The organism is Nocardiopsis ansamitocini (genome assembly GCF_030268225.1).
Classification (GTDB): domain Bacteria; phylum Actinomycetota; class Actinomycetes; order Streptosporangiales; family Streptosporangiaceae; genus Nocardiopsis_D; species Nocardiopsis_D ansamitocini.
Genome location: NZ_BSQG01000001.1, coordinates 1,442,626 through 1,460,105 on the forward strand (window position 1 = coordinate 1,442,626; position 17,480 = coordinate 1,460,105).

General features: G+C 67.3%; 12 protein-coding genes. 9 read left to right on the top strand and 3 right to left on the bottom strand.

The annotated features are described in order from the left end of the window. Positions 1-157 precede the first annotated feature (157 nt). A complete protein-coding gene (locus QSJ59_RS06460; protein ID WP_285757793.1) occupies positions 158-1,627 on the top strand; it encodes a DNA-3-methyladenine glycosylase 2 in 1,470 nt (489 codons plus the stop codon). Between the two features lie 68 nt (positions 1,628-1,695). Further along, complete coding sequence (locus QSJ59_RS06465; protein WP_285757795.1) at positions 1,696-2,148, top strand: type II toxin-antitoxin system PemK/MazF family toxin; 453 nt, start codon at positions 1,696-1,698, stop codon at positions 2,146-2,148. Between the two features lie 33 nt (positions 2,149-2,181). On the opposite strand, the gene QSJ59_RS06470 is transcribed toward QSJ59_RS06465, so the two are convergent. Continuing rightward, positions 2,182-2,424, bottom strand: coding sequence for a dihydrofolate reductase family protein (locus tag QSJ59_RS06470; RefSeq protein WP_285757797.1), 243 nt, complete (start codon positions 2,422-2,424; stop codon positions 2,182-2,184). Positions 2,425-2,811: 387 nt separating this feature from the next. Between QSJ59_RS06470 and QSJ59_RS06475 the strand changes: the two genes are divergently transcribed. The 4 genes from QSJ59_RS06475 to QSJ59_RS06490 all read left to right on the top strand — a co-directional run bounded on the left by QSJ59_RS06475 (position 2,812) and on the right by QSJ59_RS06490 (position 10,336). Continuing rightward, complete coding sequence (locus QSJ59_RS06475) at positions 2,812-5,994, top strand: AfsR/SARP family transcriptional regulator (protein WP_285757799.1); 3,183 nt, start codon at positions 2,812-2,814, stop codon at positions 5,992-5,994. Positions 5,995-7,040: 1,046 nt separating this feature from the next. Beyond that, on the top strand, positions 7,041-7,229 hold the full coding sequence (locus QSJ59_RS06480; protein ID WP_285757801.1) for a DUF397 domain-containing protein: 189 nt from the start codon (positions 7,041-7,043) through the stop codon (positions 7,227-7,229). A 478-nt stretch (positions 7,230-7,707) separates the two neighbouring features. Further along, complete coding sequence (locus QSJ59_RS06485; protein ID WP_285757803.1) at positions 7,708-8,994, top strand: hypothetical protein; 1,287 nt, start codon at positions 7,708-7,710, stop codon at positions 8,992-8,994. A 94-nt stretch (positions 8,995-9,088) separates the two neighbouring features. Next, the gene (locus QSJ59_RS06490; RefSeq protein ID WP_285757805.1) at positions 9,089-10,336 is read left to right on the top strand and encodes a hypothetical protein; all 1,248 of its coding nucleotides are present in this window, start codon (positions 9,089-9,091) and stop codon (positions 10,334-10,336) included. Positions 10,337-10,617: 281 nt separating this feature from the next. Here QSJ59_RS06490 and QSJ59_RS06495 read toward each other — a convergent pair whose 3' ends face one another. Then, entirely contained in the window at positions 10,618-12,780 is a 2,163-nt protein-coding gene (locus tag QSJ59_RS06495; protein WP_285757806.1) for a hypothetical protein, read from the bottom strand. 153 nt (positions 12,781-12,933) lie between these two features. Beyond that, on the bottom strand, positions 12,934-13,386 hold the full coding sequence (locus tag QSJ59_RS06500; RefSeq protein WP_285757808.1) for a hypothetical protein: 453 nt from the start codon (positions 13,384-13,386) through the stop codon (positions 12,934-12,936). Between the two features lie 328 nt (positions 13,387-13,714). On the opposite strand from QSJ59_RS06500, the gene QSJ59_RS06505 reads away from it, so the two are divergent. The 3 genes from QSJ59_RS06505 to QSJ59_RS06515 form a co-directional block, all read left to right on the top strand. Further along, positions 13,715-14,527, top strand: coding sequence for a helix-turn-helix domain-containing protein (locus tag QSJ59_RS06505; protein WP_285757810.1), 813 nt, complete (start codon positions 13,715-13,717; stop codon positions 14,525-14,527). Positions 14,528-14,952: 425 nt separating this feature from the next. Further along, positions 14,953-16,629, top strand: coding sequence for an alkyl sulfatase dimerization domain-containing protein (locus QSJ59_RS06510; protein WP_285757811.1), 1,677 nt, complete (start codon positions 14,953-14,955; stop codon positions 16,627-16,629). Positions 16,630-17,033: 404 nt separating this feature from the next. Continuing rightward, positions 17,034-17,480: WXG100-like domain-containing protein (locus QSJ59_RS06515; RefSeq protein ID WP_490247818.1), on the top strand; the 447-nt coding region annotated here is incomplete at its 3' end.

The following is a 17,480-nucleotide window of genomic DNA, read 5'->3' on the forward strand; positions in this document are numbered from 1 at the left end:
CCGCGAATGTTTTTCGCGGGTCCGGTGTGCGCCCGCGGCCCCTGTCGTGAGCAGCAGGGGAATTTGCTGGTGGCGAGGGGCTCCACCAGTTGTCCCCCTCGACTGCGATGTCGCTTTTTTGCCAGTCCTGGCCGTGCGGGCAGCCGATACTGAAGGGGTGTACCAAGAGACGGAACGCTGCGTTCGAGCCGTGCGGTCCAAGGACGCCCGTTTCGACGGGTGGTTCTTCACCGCGGTGACCACGACCCGGATCTACTGCCGGCCCAGTTGCCCGGTGGCCCCGCCCAAAGCCGAGAACATGCGCTTCTACCCCAGTTCCGCGGCGGCCCAGCAGGCGGGGTTCCGCGCCTGCAAGCGGTGCCGCCCCGACACCAGCCCGGGCTCGCCCGAATGGGACGAGCGCGCGGACCTGGTGGCCCGGGCGATGCGGCTGATCGCGGACGGGGTGGTGGACCGCAAGGGGGTTCCCGGTCTGGCTGCGGAGCTCGGCTACAGCACCCGCCAGGTGGAGCGTCAACTGGTGGCCGAGCTCGGGGCCGGACCGCTGGCACTGGCCCGGGCCCAGCGCGCGCAGACCGCCCGATTGCTGATCGAGACCACCGCGCTGCCGATGGGCGACGTCGCCTTCGCCGCCGGGTTCGCCAGCATCCGCACGTTCAACGAGACGGTGCGCGAAGTGTTCGCGCTCTCCCCCACCGAGTTGCGTCGGCGCGCGGGCCGGGGCGGGGTCGCGCCGGCGGTGGGGGCGCTGTCGCTACGGCTGCCGTTCCGGGCCCCGCTGTGCCCGGACAACCTGTTCGGGCACCTGGCCGCGACGGCGGTGCCGGGGGTCGAGGAGTGGCGTGACGGGTCCTACCGGTGCGCGCTGCGGCTGCCGCACGGTACGGGCGTGGCCGCCCTGCGGCCAATGCCCGACCATGTCGCCTGCCGGCTGGAACTGGGCGACCTTCGGGACCTGTCCACCGCGATCAGCCGGTGCCGGCGGTTGCTCGACCTGGACGCCGACCCGGTGGCGGTGGACGAGCTCCTGCGCGCGGATTCCGTGCTGGCCCCGCTGGTGGACAAGGACCCGGGGCGCAGGGTTCCCCGGAGCACGGATCCGGTGGACTTCGCGGTGCGCGCGATCCTGGGACAGCAGGTGTCCACGGCGGCGGCCCGAACCCATGCGGGGCGCCTGGTCGCGGCGTACGGCGAGCCCATCGACGACCCCGGGGGCGGGCTGACCCACCTCTTTCCCACGCCCGAGACCCTGATGGAGCTGGATCCACGATCGCTGGCGCTGCCCCGCGCCCGTCGGGCGGCCGTGCTGGCCCTCGTCGAGGCGCTGGCCGGCGGTGGGATCGACCTCGGGCCGGGCGGGGACCGCGATCTGGCCCGCGCCCGGCTGAGCGCGCTGCCGGGCCTGGGGCCCTGGACGGTGGAGACGATCGCGATGCGCTCGATGGGCGACCCGGACGCGTTCGTCGCCACCGACCTCGGGGTGAAGGCCGCGGCGAAGTCGCTGGGGCTGCCGCACACGCCCGGCGCACTGACCCGGCATGCCCGGGCGTGGCGGCCCTGGCGCGCCTACGCGGTGCAGTACCTCTGGGGAAGCGGTGACCACGCGGTGAACCGGATGCCGCTCTAGCGTGCGCCCCTGGATTCGCGGCGCACGCAGGGCTTCTTGCGGTGATCGCGGCGTCCTAGGATGCACGCGTGACCGATCACTTCAGAGACTCCGACGAGCGTCCTCCGCACCCCCACGAAGGGGAGGTCCGCGAGGTCCCCACCGGCAAGAACGCGACCAAACTGGCCTACGCTCCCGAGCGGGACGGGAAGGCCGACACCGGGGAGATCGTGTGGACCTGGGTTCCCTTCGAGGAAGACCCCGGCCGCGGCAAGGACCGCCCCCTTCTGGTCGTCGGGCGCAAAGGCGGTGAGCTGCACGGGCTGATGCTCTCCAGCCGGGAACCCGACCACTGGGAGGAGCAGGACTGGCTCGCGCTGGGCCGTGGCGCCTGGGACCGTGAGGGCCGGGAGTCCTATATCCGGCTGGACCGCCTCTTCGAGTTCGGCGAGAGCGACATCCGCCGTGAGGGCGCGGTCGTGGAGGAGAAGGTGTTCTGGCTGATCGCCGACGTCCTCAGGGAGCGTTACGGCTGGCGTTGACGCCCCGGACGCCGGTGCGGCCGGGGCCTGCGGTCATCGCCGCCCCGGGACGAAGGACCCCGACCGCACCTCTCCCGCCGGCCGGTAGGTGGTGACCACGACGCCCGTGCCGGTGGCGGTGGTGGCCACAAGGTGCAGGGCCGCGGGCACGGCGCCCTCCTGGAAGAGGCGCCGGCCCCGGCCCAGGACCACCGGGTAGCTCCACAGCCGGTAGACGTCGATGAGCCCGTGCCCGCGGGCTATCAGGGTCCGGGCGAGCTCTCCGCTGCCGTTCACCTGGGGTTACCTGGGGCTCGCGGCCGGGCCGGTTCCCCCGAACGGGCGGTTCGGCCACGCCTCGACCGCCGGCTTCGCACGCGGGCCGAGCGGTGCGCGAAGGAATGCGATCACTGATTCCCGGAAACGGAAATTTCACCTAATTGCACGTGCGAAAGTACATACCGTTTGCACATGCAATCCCATCCGTCACACGATCAGGAAATCCCCGGAGTGCAATATCCGGAAAACGGTGGCCGGAAGCTGCCAATGGAACGACATACACGCAGGTCAAAGAATTCTTCACCGTTGTCTTTGTCGGCGCATTCTGGAAACCGATTACGAATCTGGCCTTATCCGCGAGCCCGGTGCAAGAATTGTTCTCCATCATGAATACGGGAGTGGCCGGTGGAACTGCGGGTACTCGGGGCGGTACGGATGCACGTCGGGGGGCGGCGCGTCGAGCTGGGCGCCGGCAAGGAACTCGCGATCGTCGCGGCGCTGGGCCTGGCAGCGGGGAGCAGGCGGGGCGTCACCGCCGATGTGCTGATCGACCAGGTGTGGGACGGCGAACCGCCGGCCCGGACCACTCTCCAGGCCAACATCTCCCGTATTCGCAAGAAGCTGGACCCGCTCGGGATCGGCCCGAACCCGATCCCGCAGGACAACGGCGTCTACCGGTTGCCGATCGTCCCGGAGTCCATCGACTGGTTCCGGTTCAAGGAACTGCAGTCCAGGGCCACCCATCTACGGACGGCGGGCGAATACGGGGTGGCGCTGGGCGTACTGGACGAGGCGCTGGAGCTGTGGGACGGCGAAGCCCTCACCGGTGTCCAGGGCCGATGGGCGCAGGGGCAGCGCGAGACGATGCGCGTGGCGTTGCAGTCGGTGCGGAGCGCATGGGCGGAGACGGCCCTGCACGCCCGTCCCGACGAGGACCACAGCGACGCCCTCACCGGTTTCCTCGCGGAGTCTCCCGGCGACGAGCCGCTGCTGGACTGTCTGATGGCGGCCTACCAGGCGGCGGGCCGCAACTCCGAGGCCCTCGCCGCCTTCTTCGCGCACAGCCATCGGTTGCGCGAGGAGCAGGGCACCACTCCCGCGTCGTACCTGGTGCGCAGGTACGAGTCGATCCTGCGGGGCGATCCGTACCGACCGCCGAGGACAGCGGGGGCCGGGCTCCCGGCCGGCACGGGCGTACCCGCCCCGCGGCCCGAGCCGTCTCCCGCCCCGCCCGTGCCCGAGGCGCCACGCAACAGCCTGCCGCCCTACGTCGCGGACTTCACCGACCGGACCAACGAGATCTCGGCCCTGGTCAGCGCCGCCACGGGGCGCCGGGGCATCCACGTGGTGACCGGTATGCCGGGGGTGGGCAAGACCGCTCTGGCGGTGCGGGCCGCCCACCGGATCAAGGGGTGGTTCCCGGACCGGCAGATGTATCTCCACCTGCGCGGCTACCAGGACACGCCGAGGCTGGAGCCGATGGAGGCCCTGCAAGAGCTGCTGAGTATGCTCGGCTCCCCCGCTCAGCATCTGCCATCGACTCTGGAGCAGCGCATCGCGCTGTGGCGGGACCGCACGGCGGACATGCGCGGCCTGCTCGTCCTGGACGATGCCGCCACCGCCGAGCAGGTCATCCCCCTCCTGCCCAGTTCGCCGCGCTGCATGGTGGTCGTCACCAGCCGCAGCCGGCTGACCGGTCTGGACGGCGCCCGGCAGGTCAGCCTCGACTCCCTGTCCACCGAGGACGCCAAGGCCCTGTTCCTGAAAACGGTGGGGCACGACCCTGGGTATGCGGACGCCGACCTGGCCGAGGTGGTGGAACTGTGCCACCGGCTCCCTCTGGTGCTGCGCCTCACCGGTAACTGGCTGCGCACGCACTCCACCTGGACTCTTCCGCGTCTGTGCCGACGGTTGCGGGAGAACGCCACCCACGTACACGGTCTCCCCGACCTGGACCGGAAACTGGGGGCGGTGCTGACGCTCGCCGTCAAGGACCTGTCCCCCACCACCTGCGACGCCTTCCTGCGGTTCGGGTTGCACCCGGAGAGCGAGTTCAGCCTTTCCGCCGCCGCCGCGCTCGCGGGGACGGACGAGTACTCCTGCGAGGAGGCGATCGAGGAACTCGTGGACCTGCACCTGATCCACGAGACCCAGCCCGGCCTCTACCGGATGCACGGGCTGATCACGGCGTTCGCGAAACGGAGCGGCCGGCTTTCGCTCCACGGAGAACAGGCCCGGGCGGCTTGTGTCCGGGTGCTCGACTACTACCTGGGGGCCTGCGAGGCGGCGGATCGTCGGCTGTCCCCCGACCGCAAGCGGATGCCGACGGAACCCTCGGGCTCCCCCACTCTCCCGGTCTTCACCGACTCCCCCGCGGCGGCCGCGTGGCTGACCTCGACGCGTTCGACCCTGCTCGCCGTCATCGACTGGGCGTACGCGCAGCCGGACCTGGCGGAGTACGGCGCGCGGCTCAGCCACCTGCTGGCCGGTTACCTGTACAACTACGGCCCTTGGGGGACGGCCGTGCGCGTCCAGGAGCGCGCGGTGGAGGTGTGGACGCAGCGCGCACACTCCGAGAACAAGGCGTACGCCCTGATCGACCTCGGCCGCAACCTGATGCAGACCGGTGATCACCCGGCGGCGCTGGCCCGGATCGAGCAGAGCCTGGCGATATGGGAACGGACGGCGGACAGCAGCGGGCTGGCGCTGGCGCTGGACACGATCGGGATGGCCTACGCGCGGCAGGACAAACTCGCGATAGCCCAGGTCTACCTCCAGCGCGCACTGGGGCTTTACCGGGCCTCCGACGAGCAGACGGGTTACGCCACGTGCCTCGACCACATCGGCAACCTCCACTACGAGGCCGGGCGTACGGAGTCCGCAGTCGAAAAGTTGAACCAGTCGTTGGACCTCTACCACGCGATGGACGACGTCCAGGGGATCGCGGGCATAAAGGTGAGCCTGTCCAGCTGTTTCAAGACGCTTGGACGCCATCGGGAGGCGATCCAACTGGCGGCCGAGTCGCTGGAGTTGTTTCAACGGCTGGGTGACCGCCAAATAGAAGGAACCCTGCACGGGAACATCGGGGTCATGCACGCGGAGCGCGGCGAGCACACACGGGCGATCCGCTCCTGTGAGACCGCCGTGTCCATCCACCGGGCTACGGGCGACCGCCGCTCGGAAATCCGTTTCTTGACCAGGATCGCTCATTCCCTGGTGGAATCCGGCGAGGCCGAGAGAGCCCTGGCTGGCTTCACCACCTGTCAACGGATCAACCCTCCCTCGAACAACCCCGAGGCGGAGGCGCGGATACTCAGCGGTTTCGGCAAAGCCTACGCCGCGCTGTCCGAGCCGGAGCAGGCAGAGGAATACTTCACAGCTGCGTTGGACCTGATCAGGAGCGCCGAGACTCCGACCGGCAAAGCCGAAGTGCTGCTGGAGTTCTGTCTTTTTCTCATCGGACGGGACGAGACGCAACGGGCCCGATCCCTGATCGAAGAAGGAACAAGGATCTGTGAAGGGCTGAACTTCCCGGAGGCACGGACACTTCGCCTCCTCAAGGATTCACTGAGCCTACAGCGCCACTAGCATAAATCCCAGCGGTGACAAAACACCCCAAAAGCCGAAATAGCGAAGAGAAGATTCCTATTTGACGGCTTTTCGCGCCCGGTGAAGCCTTAGCTGGTATTATCCGCTTGCCGCCGGTTTACACATCGAACGGCTGTACACTAGGAGCGGGGACGCGGTGACGGCAACCACCACGCCCCCTACCACTCCGGTCCTTAATACGAGTAAGGAACGAAATGGATTTTTTTTCACCCCTGCATCAAATCGGAAATACACCCGCTGACTTCGGGGGAAGCGGAACGGTCTGGCGCAAAAAGGGAAATCTGTAATTTCAAATAGACTGGGCTCACAGAAATTGTGAGCCTTTTCAATTTTTATCACAAGAAGCACCAGAAGCATCCGAGGCCAATACTGCCACATGGGCAGGATAATTTTAAGACCTTCCGGTGGGTGATTTTTGAAATCTTACCCCCATCAGCGAGTTTTTTCCCTAGAAACTCCATCATCACCAAAAATCACAGCAACCCATCCGGACCCAGCAGCCACTCAATCACCTTGACCTGCAATTTTTCTTGAAAAAGCCTTCCCATTTGAGCAAATCCACCATCGTTCACCATAGCCGGAGCGCGATCCCACATCGCTCACCAACCACGAATATTTCGGGTATTGAACACGAATACCCTGCTCAGCCAACGAAAGAGAGGGCGAATAGAGGCGATACAGGCGAATGCGGTCGCCTCTCATCCATGATCAAGGCGCTGGCTCCGCCTCCTCGTCCACGCCTCCGCTTACCGTCGTTCAAGCACGGGCGTCGGAGCTTGCGGAAGGCGCCTGAGGTCGGCCACGGCGGACAAAAGCGACCGGAGAGGGTGAGAGTGGTCAGTATGCAGCGTGTGCTCGCCTGCGAACAGGTCCGGGTTGTCGGGGACGGCGGACCAGCGTTGTTGCGCGTGCTTGACGTCCACCTGCTCGGGACAGCGCACACCGGAAAGTTCGGTGAGTGTGTTCACCAGCGTTTTCGACTCGCGGGAGCCGAGATTTGATCAGGAAGGTCAAGGAAAAACTCGATGACTATGCAGCGTGACCGGAAGTGGCACAAGAGCAGCTACAGCACGGCCAACGGAAGCTGTGCCGAGGTAGCCGAGGGAGAAACCGTCTTGGTGCGCGACACCCAGAACCGCGGACTCGGACACATCGAGTACCCGCTCACGGCATGGATATCCTTCCTCCGTGACCTGAAGAGCGGCCTTTTTTGATCCCGGGCGTTTTCCTCTGACGGACACCGCAGCCGTGCCGGGCGAGAATCCAGTCGGCGTCTGAAGCCCGCCCTCTGAATCGGTGGGCCGGGTAACCAGTTCTCGGCAAGCCGTCCGGCATCGGCACCTCCACCGCGACCGCGCCATGTCCGCGACGCTGTCCGTGCTCACCCATCTCCAGCGCGATTTTATCGCGACCGGGGCCGACGACGAGTTCGCCTCCGATCCGTCGAGGTCTTTGATCGAGCGCGCCCGGACCCGCTCCTTGAGAGACGCGGCGAGTACCTATACGGGCTCCTCCATCGGGTCATCGTCCTGCTCAGGCAACCGCCGGGTTCCAGCAGACGCCTGAGCAGGACGCGCATTGCGCGCACCCGGCACGAAGCGGCTTGCAAGCCGGTCCAAGCCATACGCAAGCCTCCTGGCATGTGCCTTCGCCGAACCTCGTATCGAACCCCGCGAAGCGTTGGAGGACTCGATGGAGAACTGGGACCCCGGCCCGTACGGCCCCACTCTGGACTTGCGCGCTACCTTCCCGACCGAGCGTGTAGTGCTCTTCGTGGCACACCACCCGACCGCGATCACCCGGCTGCTCGACGTGGCACCGATCATCGAGGAGGACCACCGCGTGCAGACCGTGTGGACCGTGCCTTCCGGAGGCGCATCGACACGGGCCGCCCTGGACTTCCTCTGGCGGATCGGCGCGCGCACCGTCCCCTGGGCGATCGCCAAGGCGACCAGGTTCGACGTGGCGATCGCAGCGGCTCTCGGCTCACTGGAACAGGTCAACGCCCCCGTCATCGCCCTCGACCACGGCCACGGTCCGGCCAAGATGGTTCGACGCATCGGCGGGGCCGACCGCGGGCCCGATGCCCCGCGGGAGCTGTACGGAGCCACCCCTTCCACCCTCACCAGCGCCGGACGTGTCGTTCCCGCCCTGATCGGGGTGGCCCACGAGCGTTCGAGAGCACTGATCGCCCAGGCGGTTCCCGATGCCGCCGCCGTGACCCGCATCGTCGGCGACCCCGTCTTCGACCGGCTTCAGGCGAGCCTCGAACGCCGCGATGACTACCGGCTCGCGCTCGGCGCGGGTACGGGCAGGCGGCTCGTGGTCGTGTCCAGCACGTGGGGGCGGCGCAGCCTGTACGGAACCGATCCGGAGCTTCCCCGCAGGGTGGTCGCCGAACTCCCCGGTGACCGCTACCGGGTGATCGCCCTTCAACACCCGGCGATCGGCGGATTTCACGGCGACCGGCAGACCCTGGCATGGCTGGCCCCGGCCCGCCGCGCGGGCCTTGGGCTGCTGCCGGCCGAACAGGGCTGGCACGCGGCGCTGATCGCCGCCGACGTCATGATCGCCGACCACAGCAGCGTGACCGTCTACGGAGCGTCTGTGGGGTGCCCGGTGGTCCTGGGAGCCTTTCCCGACGACGAACTGATGCCGGGGTCGCTGCCGACCCTGGTCGCCGACAACGCGCCACGGCTTCGGACGGAGGTCGCGTTGGAGAGGCAGATCGACTCCGCGATCGAGAACCACGACCCCTGTCTGGCAGGCAGGTACGCTGCCGCACTCACGTCCGCCCCCGGAGCGTCCGCAGGGCTGCTCCGCGCGGCCGCCTACCGCCTGATGTCGCTCCCGGAGCCGCCCGGGCCCGCTGTGGTCGCGCAGGCACCTCTGCCGCGACTGGTAAGAAACGCCTCCACGGCTTCCCTGCCGGCACGGTCTCCCTTCGACTCCACTTCGGGTGTTCCCTGCCGCCCTTGACTACGGCAGACCACAGGGCAGGACACCGGGCACCGGCCCCAAGCGATGACACTGCGGACCGGGCCAAGGGCATCTCACACCCAGGAGACAACCAGTGGAAACCTCATGGCAGAACGGCCCTCACAACACCCTGGACGCGCATACGCAGTCCACGTTTCCCACACAGCGTCTGGTGCTGGCCGTCGTCCACCACCAAACGGCAGGCACCAGGCTTCTGGACTTCATCGGCTCGGTGGAAAAAGACCATCGGGTTCAGGTCGTCTGGACCGTCCCCCCTGTCTCGGCATATGCGCAATCGGGCAGCGATCTCCTGGCCGGGCTCGGTGCCCGCACGATCCCTTGGAACGAGGCACAAGCTTTCCGCTTCGACCTCGCGGTGGCGGCAAGCAAAGGCGGATTGGAGCGGCTGCACGCACCGGTCCTCGTCGTGGGGCACGGGCATGGTCCGGGAAAACTCCAGGAACGCCCCAGCGGCGTTGGGCCGCTGGTAGAGCCGTCGGTGTACGGGACGACCCGGGCCGACCTCACCAGTGGAGGCAGAGTGATCCCCTCGCTGATCGGGATCGCCCACGAACGTCACCGCGCGATCATCGAGCGCGAAGTACCTGAGGCCGGGCCACTCTGCCGGGTCGTCGGTGACCCCTGTCTGGACCGGCTGGTGGCAAGCCGGCCCCACCGGGTCGCATACCGTCGGGCTCTGGACGTGGCGGAAGGACAGCGCCTGATCGTCGTGTCCTCCACCCTGCGACGATCGTCGCTTCTGGGGTCCCGTCCGGACCTGCCCGCGCAGCTGTTGGCGAACCTGCCCCACGATCGCTACCGAATCGCGCTGGTGACACACTCCGGGGCCGTCGCCTGGCATGGAAGACGTCAGTTGACCGCGTGGCACTCCGACGCCCAACGCGACGGACTGCTTCTCATCCCTTCTGAGGAGGGGTGGCGCGGTGCAGTCATAGCCGCCGATCTGGTCGTCGCCGACCACGGATCTGTTCCTGTCTATGCCGGCGCGATAGGCAGACGGGTGCTCTCCGCAACGTTTCCCCGCGATCGCGTCCTCCCCGGCTCTGCTCCCGAACTGCTGGCCGACCACTCCCCCGCTCTGCGCGACGATATTCCGCTCCGCGAACAGGTCGTGAACGCGTTGACGAAAAAGACGTCTTCCCTCCCCACTCGGCTCTCGGCCCTGGTGACGTCCGCCCCCGGAGAGTCGATCCGCCTGCTGCGCTCGGCGATGTACGAGTTGATGGATTTTCCGGAGCCGCGATCCGCTCCCCGCACGTCCGCCGTCCCACTGCCGGTTCCCTTGCCCCCGCTCACCGAAGAGGAAGGCATTCCCTCGTGAACCCTTTGACCAGCACGGCGGTCCTGGATGAATCGACCGTCCGCGAGCTCAATTCCGCAGACGTGGTCCTGATCCGGACCCACGCGGTGCACGACGAGCTTTTCGCCCTCTACCCCGGATGCCTGCTGCTGGTCTTCTCCCTCGGGCGAACGTGCCGTGTTGTGGTGAGATCGGGAGGCGAGATTCTTCTTGTGCTTCCCAGCGCACTTCATCTGTCCGCCGCACTCTTGGTCCATGAACAACTGGTGGCCGGGGAAAAGGTGGCGGGAATGGATTCCCTCTCACTGACGTCGGCGGTCCTGCGGCGGGCTCGGCTCAGGTCCAAGGCTTTCGATTAGCCGCTGCACCTCATCGCGTTGGGGTGCGAGAAGCCGGACCAGCAGTTCCAGCGCCTCTGCGAGGTAGCCGCGTGCCCGGCTCTCGTCCCCCATCGCAAGGGCGCTGCGCCCGCGAAGCGTAAGGGCTTCTGCTCGTTGCTGCTCAGCGCCGGCTCGCACAGCCTGGGTCAATGCCGACCGGGCAGCGCTGTCGGCGGCCTCGGGCCGATCGACTTCCAGCAGTATGGTCGCCATTCGGCTGAGGGTCCGGCTGTGCTGATAGGGATTGTCGCCGCTGTCCTGGAAATAGGCGAGGGACCGCGCGAAGAGACGCAAGGATGTCTCGTGGTCACCGGTTCGCGCATGTGCCTCGGCAAGGTAGCGGTGGATGAGGGCGACTCCGTAGGGGCTGCCCTTGTCCGTCTGAATCGCTTCGGCGCGTTTCAAGAGTTCGACTGCTTGGTGAGGCTCTCCTTGAACGAGTCGGATGGTGGAAAGTTGTTCGCAGGCCGCAGCAGTCCCGAGTGCATGGGCGTTGGCCTCCCAGAGGCCAAGAGCGCGGAGGGCGTAGTCCTCCGCTTCGGCGAACTCGTACCGACCGGCGTGCGCGGCGGTGAGGGCTCCATACATTCGGGCCTCCCCGAGCGCGTCCCCCGCAGCCTGAGCGGACACAAGACCTCTTTCATGGGTCTCGATCCAGACTCCGTAAGGCCTGCGCAGTGTGCAGAAAGCCCACAGGGTCTCGCAGAGCTGCCAGGTGGTCGAGTGCCGACCACCGGCATGGGCGGATCGGATGATCGCGGCCAGGTTGGACAGCTCGGCGTCGAACCAATCGAGAGCGGAGGCGTGATCGTAGGGGTAGTCGGCGAAAAGGCGGCTGGATTCTCGGTAGACCGGACCGACGTGCCACCGCTCCGGGTTCAGGGCCAGGTCGGCAGCGGCAGCCGCGTGCAGGTAGTGGGCGAACATCCGGTCCAGGGCGGCGTCGCGTTCGGTGGGGTCGGCGGCGGTCTTCTCGCGGGCGAAGAGGCGGACGAGGTCGTGGAGGCGGAAGCGGTCGGTGCCGGGGGCCTCCTGGAGCAGGCTCGCCCCGGCGAGGAGGTCGACCTCGTCCTGGGCGGTGTAATGGTCGGTGTCGATGAGGGCGGCTACGGCCGGAACGTCGAAGTCGGGGCCCGGGTGCAGCCCGAGGAGGCGCAGGGTGCGTGCGCTCCGCTCGGGGAGGCCACGGTAGGAGGTGTCGAGGATGCTACGCACGGACAGGTCCTCCTGGACGCTGAGGTGGGAGAGGCGGCGCTGCTCGTCGGCGAGTTCGCGGGCGACCCTGCCCGGGGATCTCCGGCGGTGCAGGTGCCCGGCGGCGGCTGCCAACGCCAATGGGAGGTTCCCGCACAGGGCGGCGATCTCGGCCGCGAACATCTCGTCGGAGGGCGACCAGGTGCCGCCCGCCATGGCGCGCAGGAGTTCGACGGCGTGTTCGGTGTCGAGGGGGCGGACGTCCAGGACGTGCGCACCGTCCACGGCAAGGCCGGTGAGGTTGTACCGGGTGGCCACGACCACGAGGTGCGCCCCCTCACCGGGCAGCAGCGCGCGGACCTGGGCCGCCGACGAGGCGTTCTCGACGAGGATGGCGAGGCTGCGGGACCGGGTACGGGAGCGGAAGTCCGCGGCGCGCTGCCCGAACTCTACGGGGATGCGGTCAGGGGGGACGTCGAGGGCGCGCAGGAATCCGTCGAGGACGGGCGAGGGGTCCTCGGTGAGGGCGAGGTCCGCGTACAGTTCGCCGTCGGGGTGGCTGGCGCTCACCCGGTCCAGGAAGCGGACGGCCAGGGAGGTCTTGCCGATCCCGCCCGGTCCGACGAGGACGACGATGGTGGTGGTGCCCGTCCGCTCGGCGAGACGACCGACCAACTGGTCGAGTTCGCTGGAGCGGTCGGTGAACCTGCGGGGCGCCAGGGGTAGTTGGTGCGGGGGGAGCCAGCCGGATCCGCCTGCGGGGACCGCGTGAAAGTGCACGCCGCCGTGGACCGTACCCGCCTGGACCAGCGTCTCGAAGGAATTCCCGGTCGCGGTGTTGGTGTTCTGTCCGCACGGCTCCGGGTCGGTGGCGTTCTCGTCTTCTTCCACCCCGAAACCTTTTCCCTTGACGTCAAGATTTCGACATGCGTAATACCCCTCGGGCGAAACGGCCAATCTCCACTGCCCCATACCGGCCACACCCTGCGTGCGACCGGCAAAAGACCGAGGCGCTCGAACAGGGGCTGAGAAAACTGCCATGGGTCAGGCCGCCTCTTCGCCGGCCGTGACCAGGAACGGGCGGGCGATCGGCCCCGGGGTGTCGGGCCACGAACCGACGGCAACGGGAATTGCGGCTGAGCGGTCGAGGCCCGCACCGGCCGCTGCCGGCAGGGCGCGGCGCTGCTCGGGGGTGAACGGCTGCGGGGTGTCGGTATAGCTGAGCCGCCAGCACCGGCCGGGGCGGGGCCCACTGGAGAAATCGGTGTAGGCGTAGATCTGCGCTCGCAGAGCCGCCGCCGAACCGTTCGGGACGGCCCCGGCCACCGGAACCGCAACGGCGGCGCGGCCTCCCGGCCGTGGCCCGGGGCGGTCCGTATCTGACGGTCTGGACGGCTGCGGCGCGCGTGCGGGCCGACCTGGCTCGACGGTGTCGGCGGCCAGGAGCCACAGCAGAGCGGGCAGGACGATGGCGAGTCCGATGAACTGGGCGAGCACTTTTTCGGTTCTCCATGCCGGGCCGGTGGTAGGGCCGCCCCCGGGACCGACGGTTCGGGGGCGGAAGCAGGACGGGGTGTCGGGTCGGGATTCGCTGCACCGGTGTTCGCAAGGGCTTCGGCGCCGAAGGCCGCAGCGCCCCGCCGGGACGGCTCCGATATCGCGGCGACGAACCACTCGAACGTGACCACCCCGACCCCCACCAAGAATTCTTTCCGCCTCGATACTGCCAATCCCATTTAGGATTACGCCATAGAAAAAGCCGATTAGCAGAGCGGCTTTTTTGTAACCCCGAAAAGGCGATCTCCTACAACCAAAAGGCGATTTTATGGCTATCCTTTCCCGCGCCAACCAGCGGAAGCTCGGCCTCGAAGTTCGGCGCGCCAGACTGCTGGCCGGATTCACCCAGTCCCAGCTCGCCCGGGAGATCCCGCTCTCCCAGGCCATGATGAGCGATATCGAGCGGGGCAGGAAAGGCGTTAAGAAGGAACACCTGGCGCGAATCGATGACGTGCTCATAACCAATGGCCGGCTGTTGCGGCTATGGGGTGCGCTGCACTCCCAGCCCGCGGCCCAGCGCTGGACCCTCAGCTCGCTGACGCTGGAGCAGGCCGCCTCGGAGATTCGGGAGTACCAGCTCTCGACCGTCGCCGGGCTGGCGCAGATCGAGGACTACGCCCTGGTCACCCTGCGCGCCGAGTACCCCGACCGACAGAAGAGGGAACTCGCGGAGCAACTGAGGGTCCGGATGGACCGCCAGAGCATCCTGTTCACCGAACCGGGCACGCGTTACCTCCTGGTCCTGGACGAGAACGCGCTGCGGCGCCCCATCGGCGGCCGTGCGGTCATGGCCCGTCAACTGGACCACCTGCTAGGGCTGTCCGCGCGATCCAACGTGGTGCTCCAGATCATCCCCATGGACACCGAACAGCATCCGGCGCTGTCGGAGGGGTTCAAGATCTTCACCATCCCCGATCGCGGCGAAGTCCTGTATCTGGAGACACGGCTCTCCGGCGGACCGGTGGACCACCCGGACAGTGTGAGCCATTACACGCGCCTGTTCGAGGACCTGCGAGGCGCGGCCCTGTCCGTCCCCGCGTCGCGCGCACTGCTGACGGCCATCAGAGCAGGACTCGGGTGATCACCGCCGCCGCTGTCGCCAGTGATGCCGAGGGCGGCCGCCGTGCTCTTGTCCGCTGTTTCCGGCCGACACGCGAGTGGGCCCGAGCAACCGTGGCCCCGCCTCGGAAGCAACCGCGGCGCGTCCCCGGCACCGGTGCGCCGCAACGGCCGATCCGCCACAAAAAGACAGCTGTTCCGAATTCAATAGAACAATCAATGAATACGGAAACCCCACATTCGACAAGGAACCGCACCGGATCAGACAAACCATTTATAAATTCATTGTCCGCACTTGAGCCACGTGTGACCATTGAGCGCGCAGCATGGTAAGTCACGTACGATTTCGCAGGCCGTCATGGTTCATGGCCGCCGCCGGCAAACCGGAGAGCCGTTGGGTCGAACCGAATGAGACGTGCGGTACCAGAAAAATGCCAGGGAGCAATCTTGTCTTATCCCTTGTCCTACCCGGAGCCCGTGCGCAGCGCCCTTGAGACCACGGCGCCGCACGACGGCGAGAAACCGAGCATGGCACCGGTGGCCGACACCCCCGCCCGGATGCTGCGCATCGGCGACGGTCCGATGCTCAAGTGCGTCGTGTTGGAGGGGCCCAGTGGCGTGGTGCTCTACGGCACCGGGGAAAGCCACCGGCAGGGGCGATCGATCGCGCGGGCGGTCGCCGAGGAGATCGGCAAGCCGGTCAAGGCGATCATCTACGGCGAGCGCCACGAGGACCAGTGCTCGGGCACCAACGGGGTGATGGCGGAACTGCCGACCAGCAACGTCCTGGTCATCGCGCCCAGCGGATGGGACGAGGCCACTCCGACGCACGCGCGGGCGGTGGCCCCGGTACTGGCGCTGCGCGCGGCCATGCAGTACGGGACCTCCCTGCGGGAGACCGCCACCCGCGGCTCCGAACTCAGCCGCACCCTGCGCGGCGAGTTCAGCGGCTCCCTCGTGCAGCCGACCGTCACCGTGCGCCCCGGCCAGGAGCTCAAACTGGCGGGGATGCGCATCCGCTTCTTCGCGACCAAGGACCAGGCGGGCGGAATCGGCCTGTACCTGGCCGAGAGCCGGCTGGCGGTCCTGTCCACGGACATGTGCGCCGGCCTCGACAACCTGATCGGTGTACAGGGACCGCCGGAACAGACCACCCGGGAATGGCGCACGATGATCCACTCCCTGCAGAGCATGGACATCGAGCACCTGGTCGGCACACGTTTCGCGCCGGCCCGGGGCGCGGTCATGATCCGCGAGCAGTTCGACGCCTACCTCGACGCCATCGACTACAGCCACGACCAGTCGGTGCGCCACATCCTGGCCGGCGCGAGCCCCGACGAACTGTTCGACCTGGTGGACGTCCCCGAACCGCCGTCGATGTTCTGCCATCCGCTCCAGGCCAACTTCAAGGGGACGGCAGCCGGTTACTTCGCCAGTTACCTGGGCTGGTTCTCCGGTAACGCGGTGGACCTCAAACCCACGCCACGCAGGAAGCGGTCCAGGAACACCGTCGAACTGATGGGCGGTGCGGAGCGCGTGTTGCAAGCGGCGGACGAGGCGCTGACCGCCGAGGATCCGCAATGGTCTGCGGAGTTGGCGCGCATGGCGTTGGATTCCGGTACGTCCGACAAGGAGGCCCGTGCGGCTCTGTGCCGGGCACTGCACGCGTTGGGAGACGCGTGCCCCAACCCCCTGATGGGCGGCTGGTACCACGGCGCCGCGTTGGAGGCTGGCGGGGAAGTCGATCTGGCGGCCGTGCGCGACCTGGTGGAACGGGCCGATGCGTTGAGCGCCGCGGACGTTCTGAACGGGCTGCGGTTCCGTGTCGTCCCCGAAGCCGCCGAGGACGTCACCGTGACCATCGGGGTGGACGTCCTCGACACCGGGGAGCGGTTCGGGATGCGGTTGCGCAACAAGGTACTGCGAATCCAGACCGGCACACCGCCCGAGTGGAGCGCGGGGATCGCCACCGACCAACGGGGGCTGGGCTCGCTGGCCTTCGGGGATCGAAGCATCGACGAACTGGCGGCCTGCGGCGAGATCGAGATCCTGGGGGACCCGGAGCCCGTCGAACAGCTGTGGAGCGCGATCGGCCCCAGGCCCCGGCTGGCAGTGCACTCCTGAGCGACGCCCGACCAGGTGAACCGTGTGGCGTGGACGGGTCCGCAGGCGAGCGCTTGTGCCTGCGGACCGGCCTTTCGTCCACGGAAGCACCGGGAACTACCGAACGTAGCGGCCTGAGCACCCAACGTCAGCCGAACGAGCGGCCAGGAAAGAAGAGGCCCACAACGGACAACCACTGTCTGAACAGTCGACGACAAAACAGCGGAAAATGGCCGCCAAAAGAATAGATGTTCTAAATTCGACACGAACGCATCGACAGGTTCCATTCGTGCCGAAACGGGGACGTCCGCCGTGCGCCAGCACTCCGCCGCCAGCCGCCGGGACACCCGCCATTCAGCAATACGCTTTTCACTCCGATTGCGCGAAAGCCACGGAGTTCTCCGGCCGGTAGACGCGTCGCTCCCATACCCCCTCCCCAAGGCTTAGGCGCTGTCATGGGTATGGAGTTGCCTGACGAGCTGGTCAACCTCTTCTACGGACTGACCGGCACCAAATGGCCCGACGCCGACGAAGACAAACTCCGCGCACTCGGCGACGTCTACTCCACCACCCAATACATCCTCGAAACCGAACTCCCCGAACTCGTACTCGTCCTCAAACGAAAAGTCACCCAAACCTTCGACAGCAAATCAACCGAATACTTCGAACAATCCATCAACCAATTCACCGCAGGCGAACGCGACTACGTCGGAAAAGCCGCCGAACTCGCCAAAGACATCCAAGAATACGCACGCAACGCCGCGAACCAGGTCGAGTACGCCAAATGGATGATCATCGGCCAACTCATCCAACTCGCCATCGAAATCGCCTGGGCCATCGCCATGTCCTACTGGACATTCGGCTCCTCACTC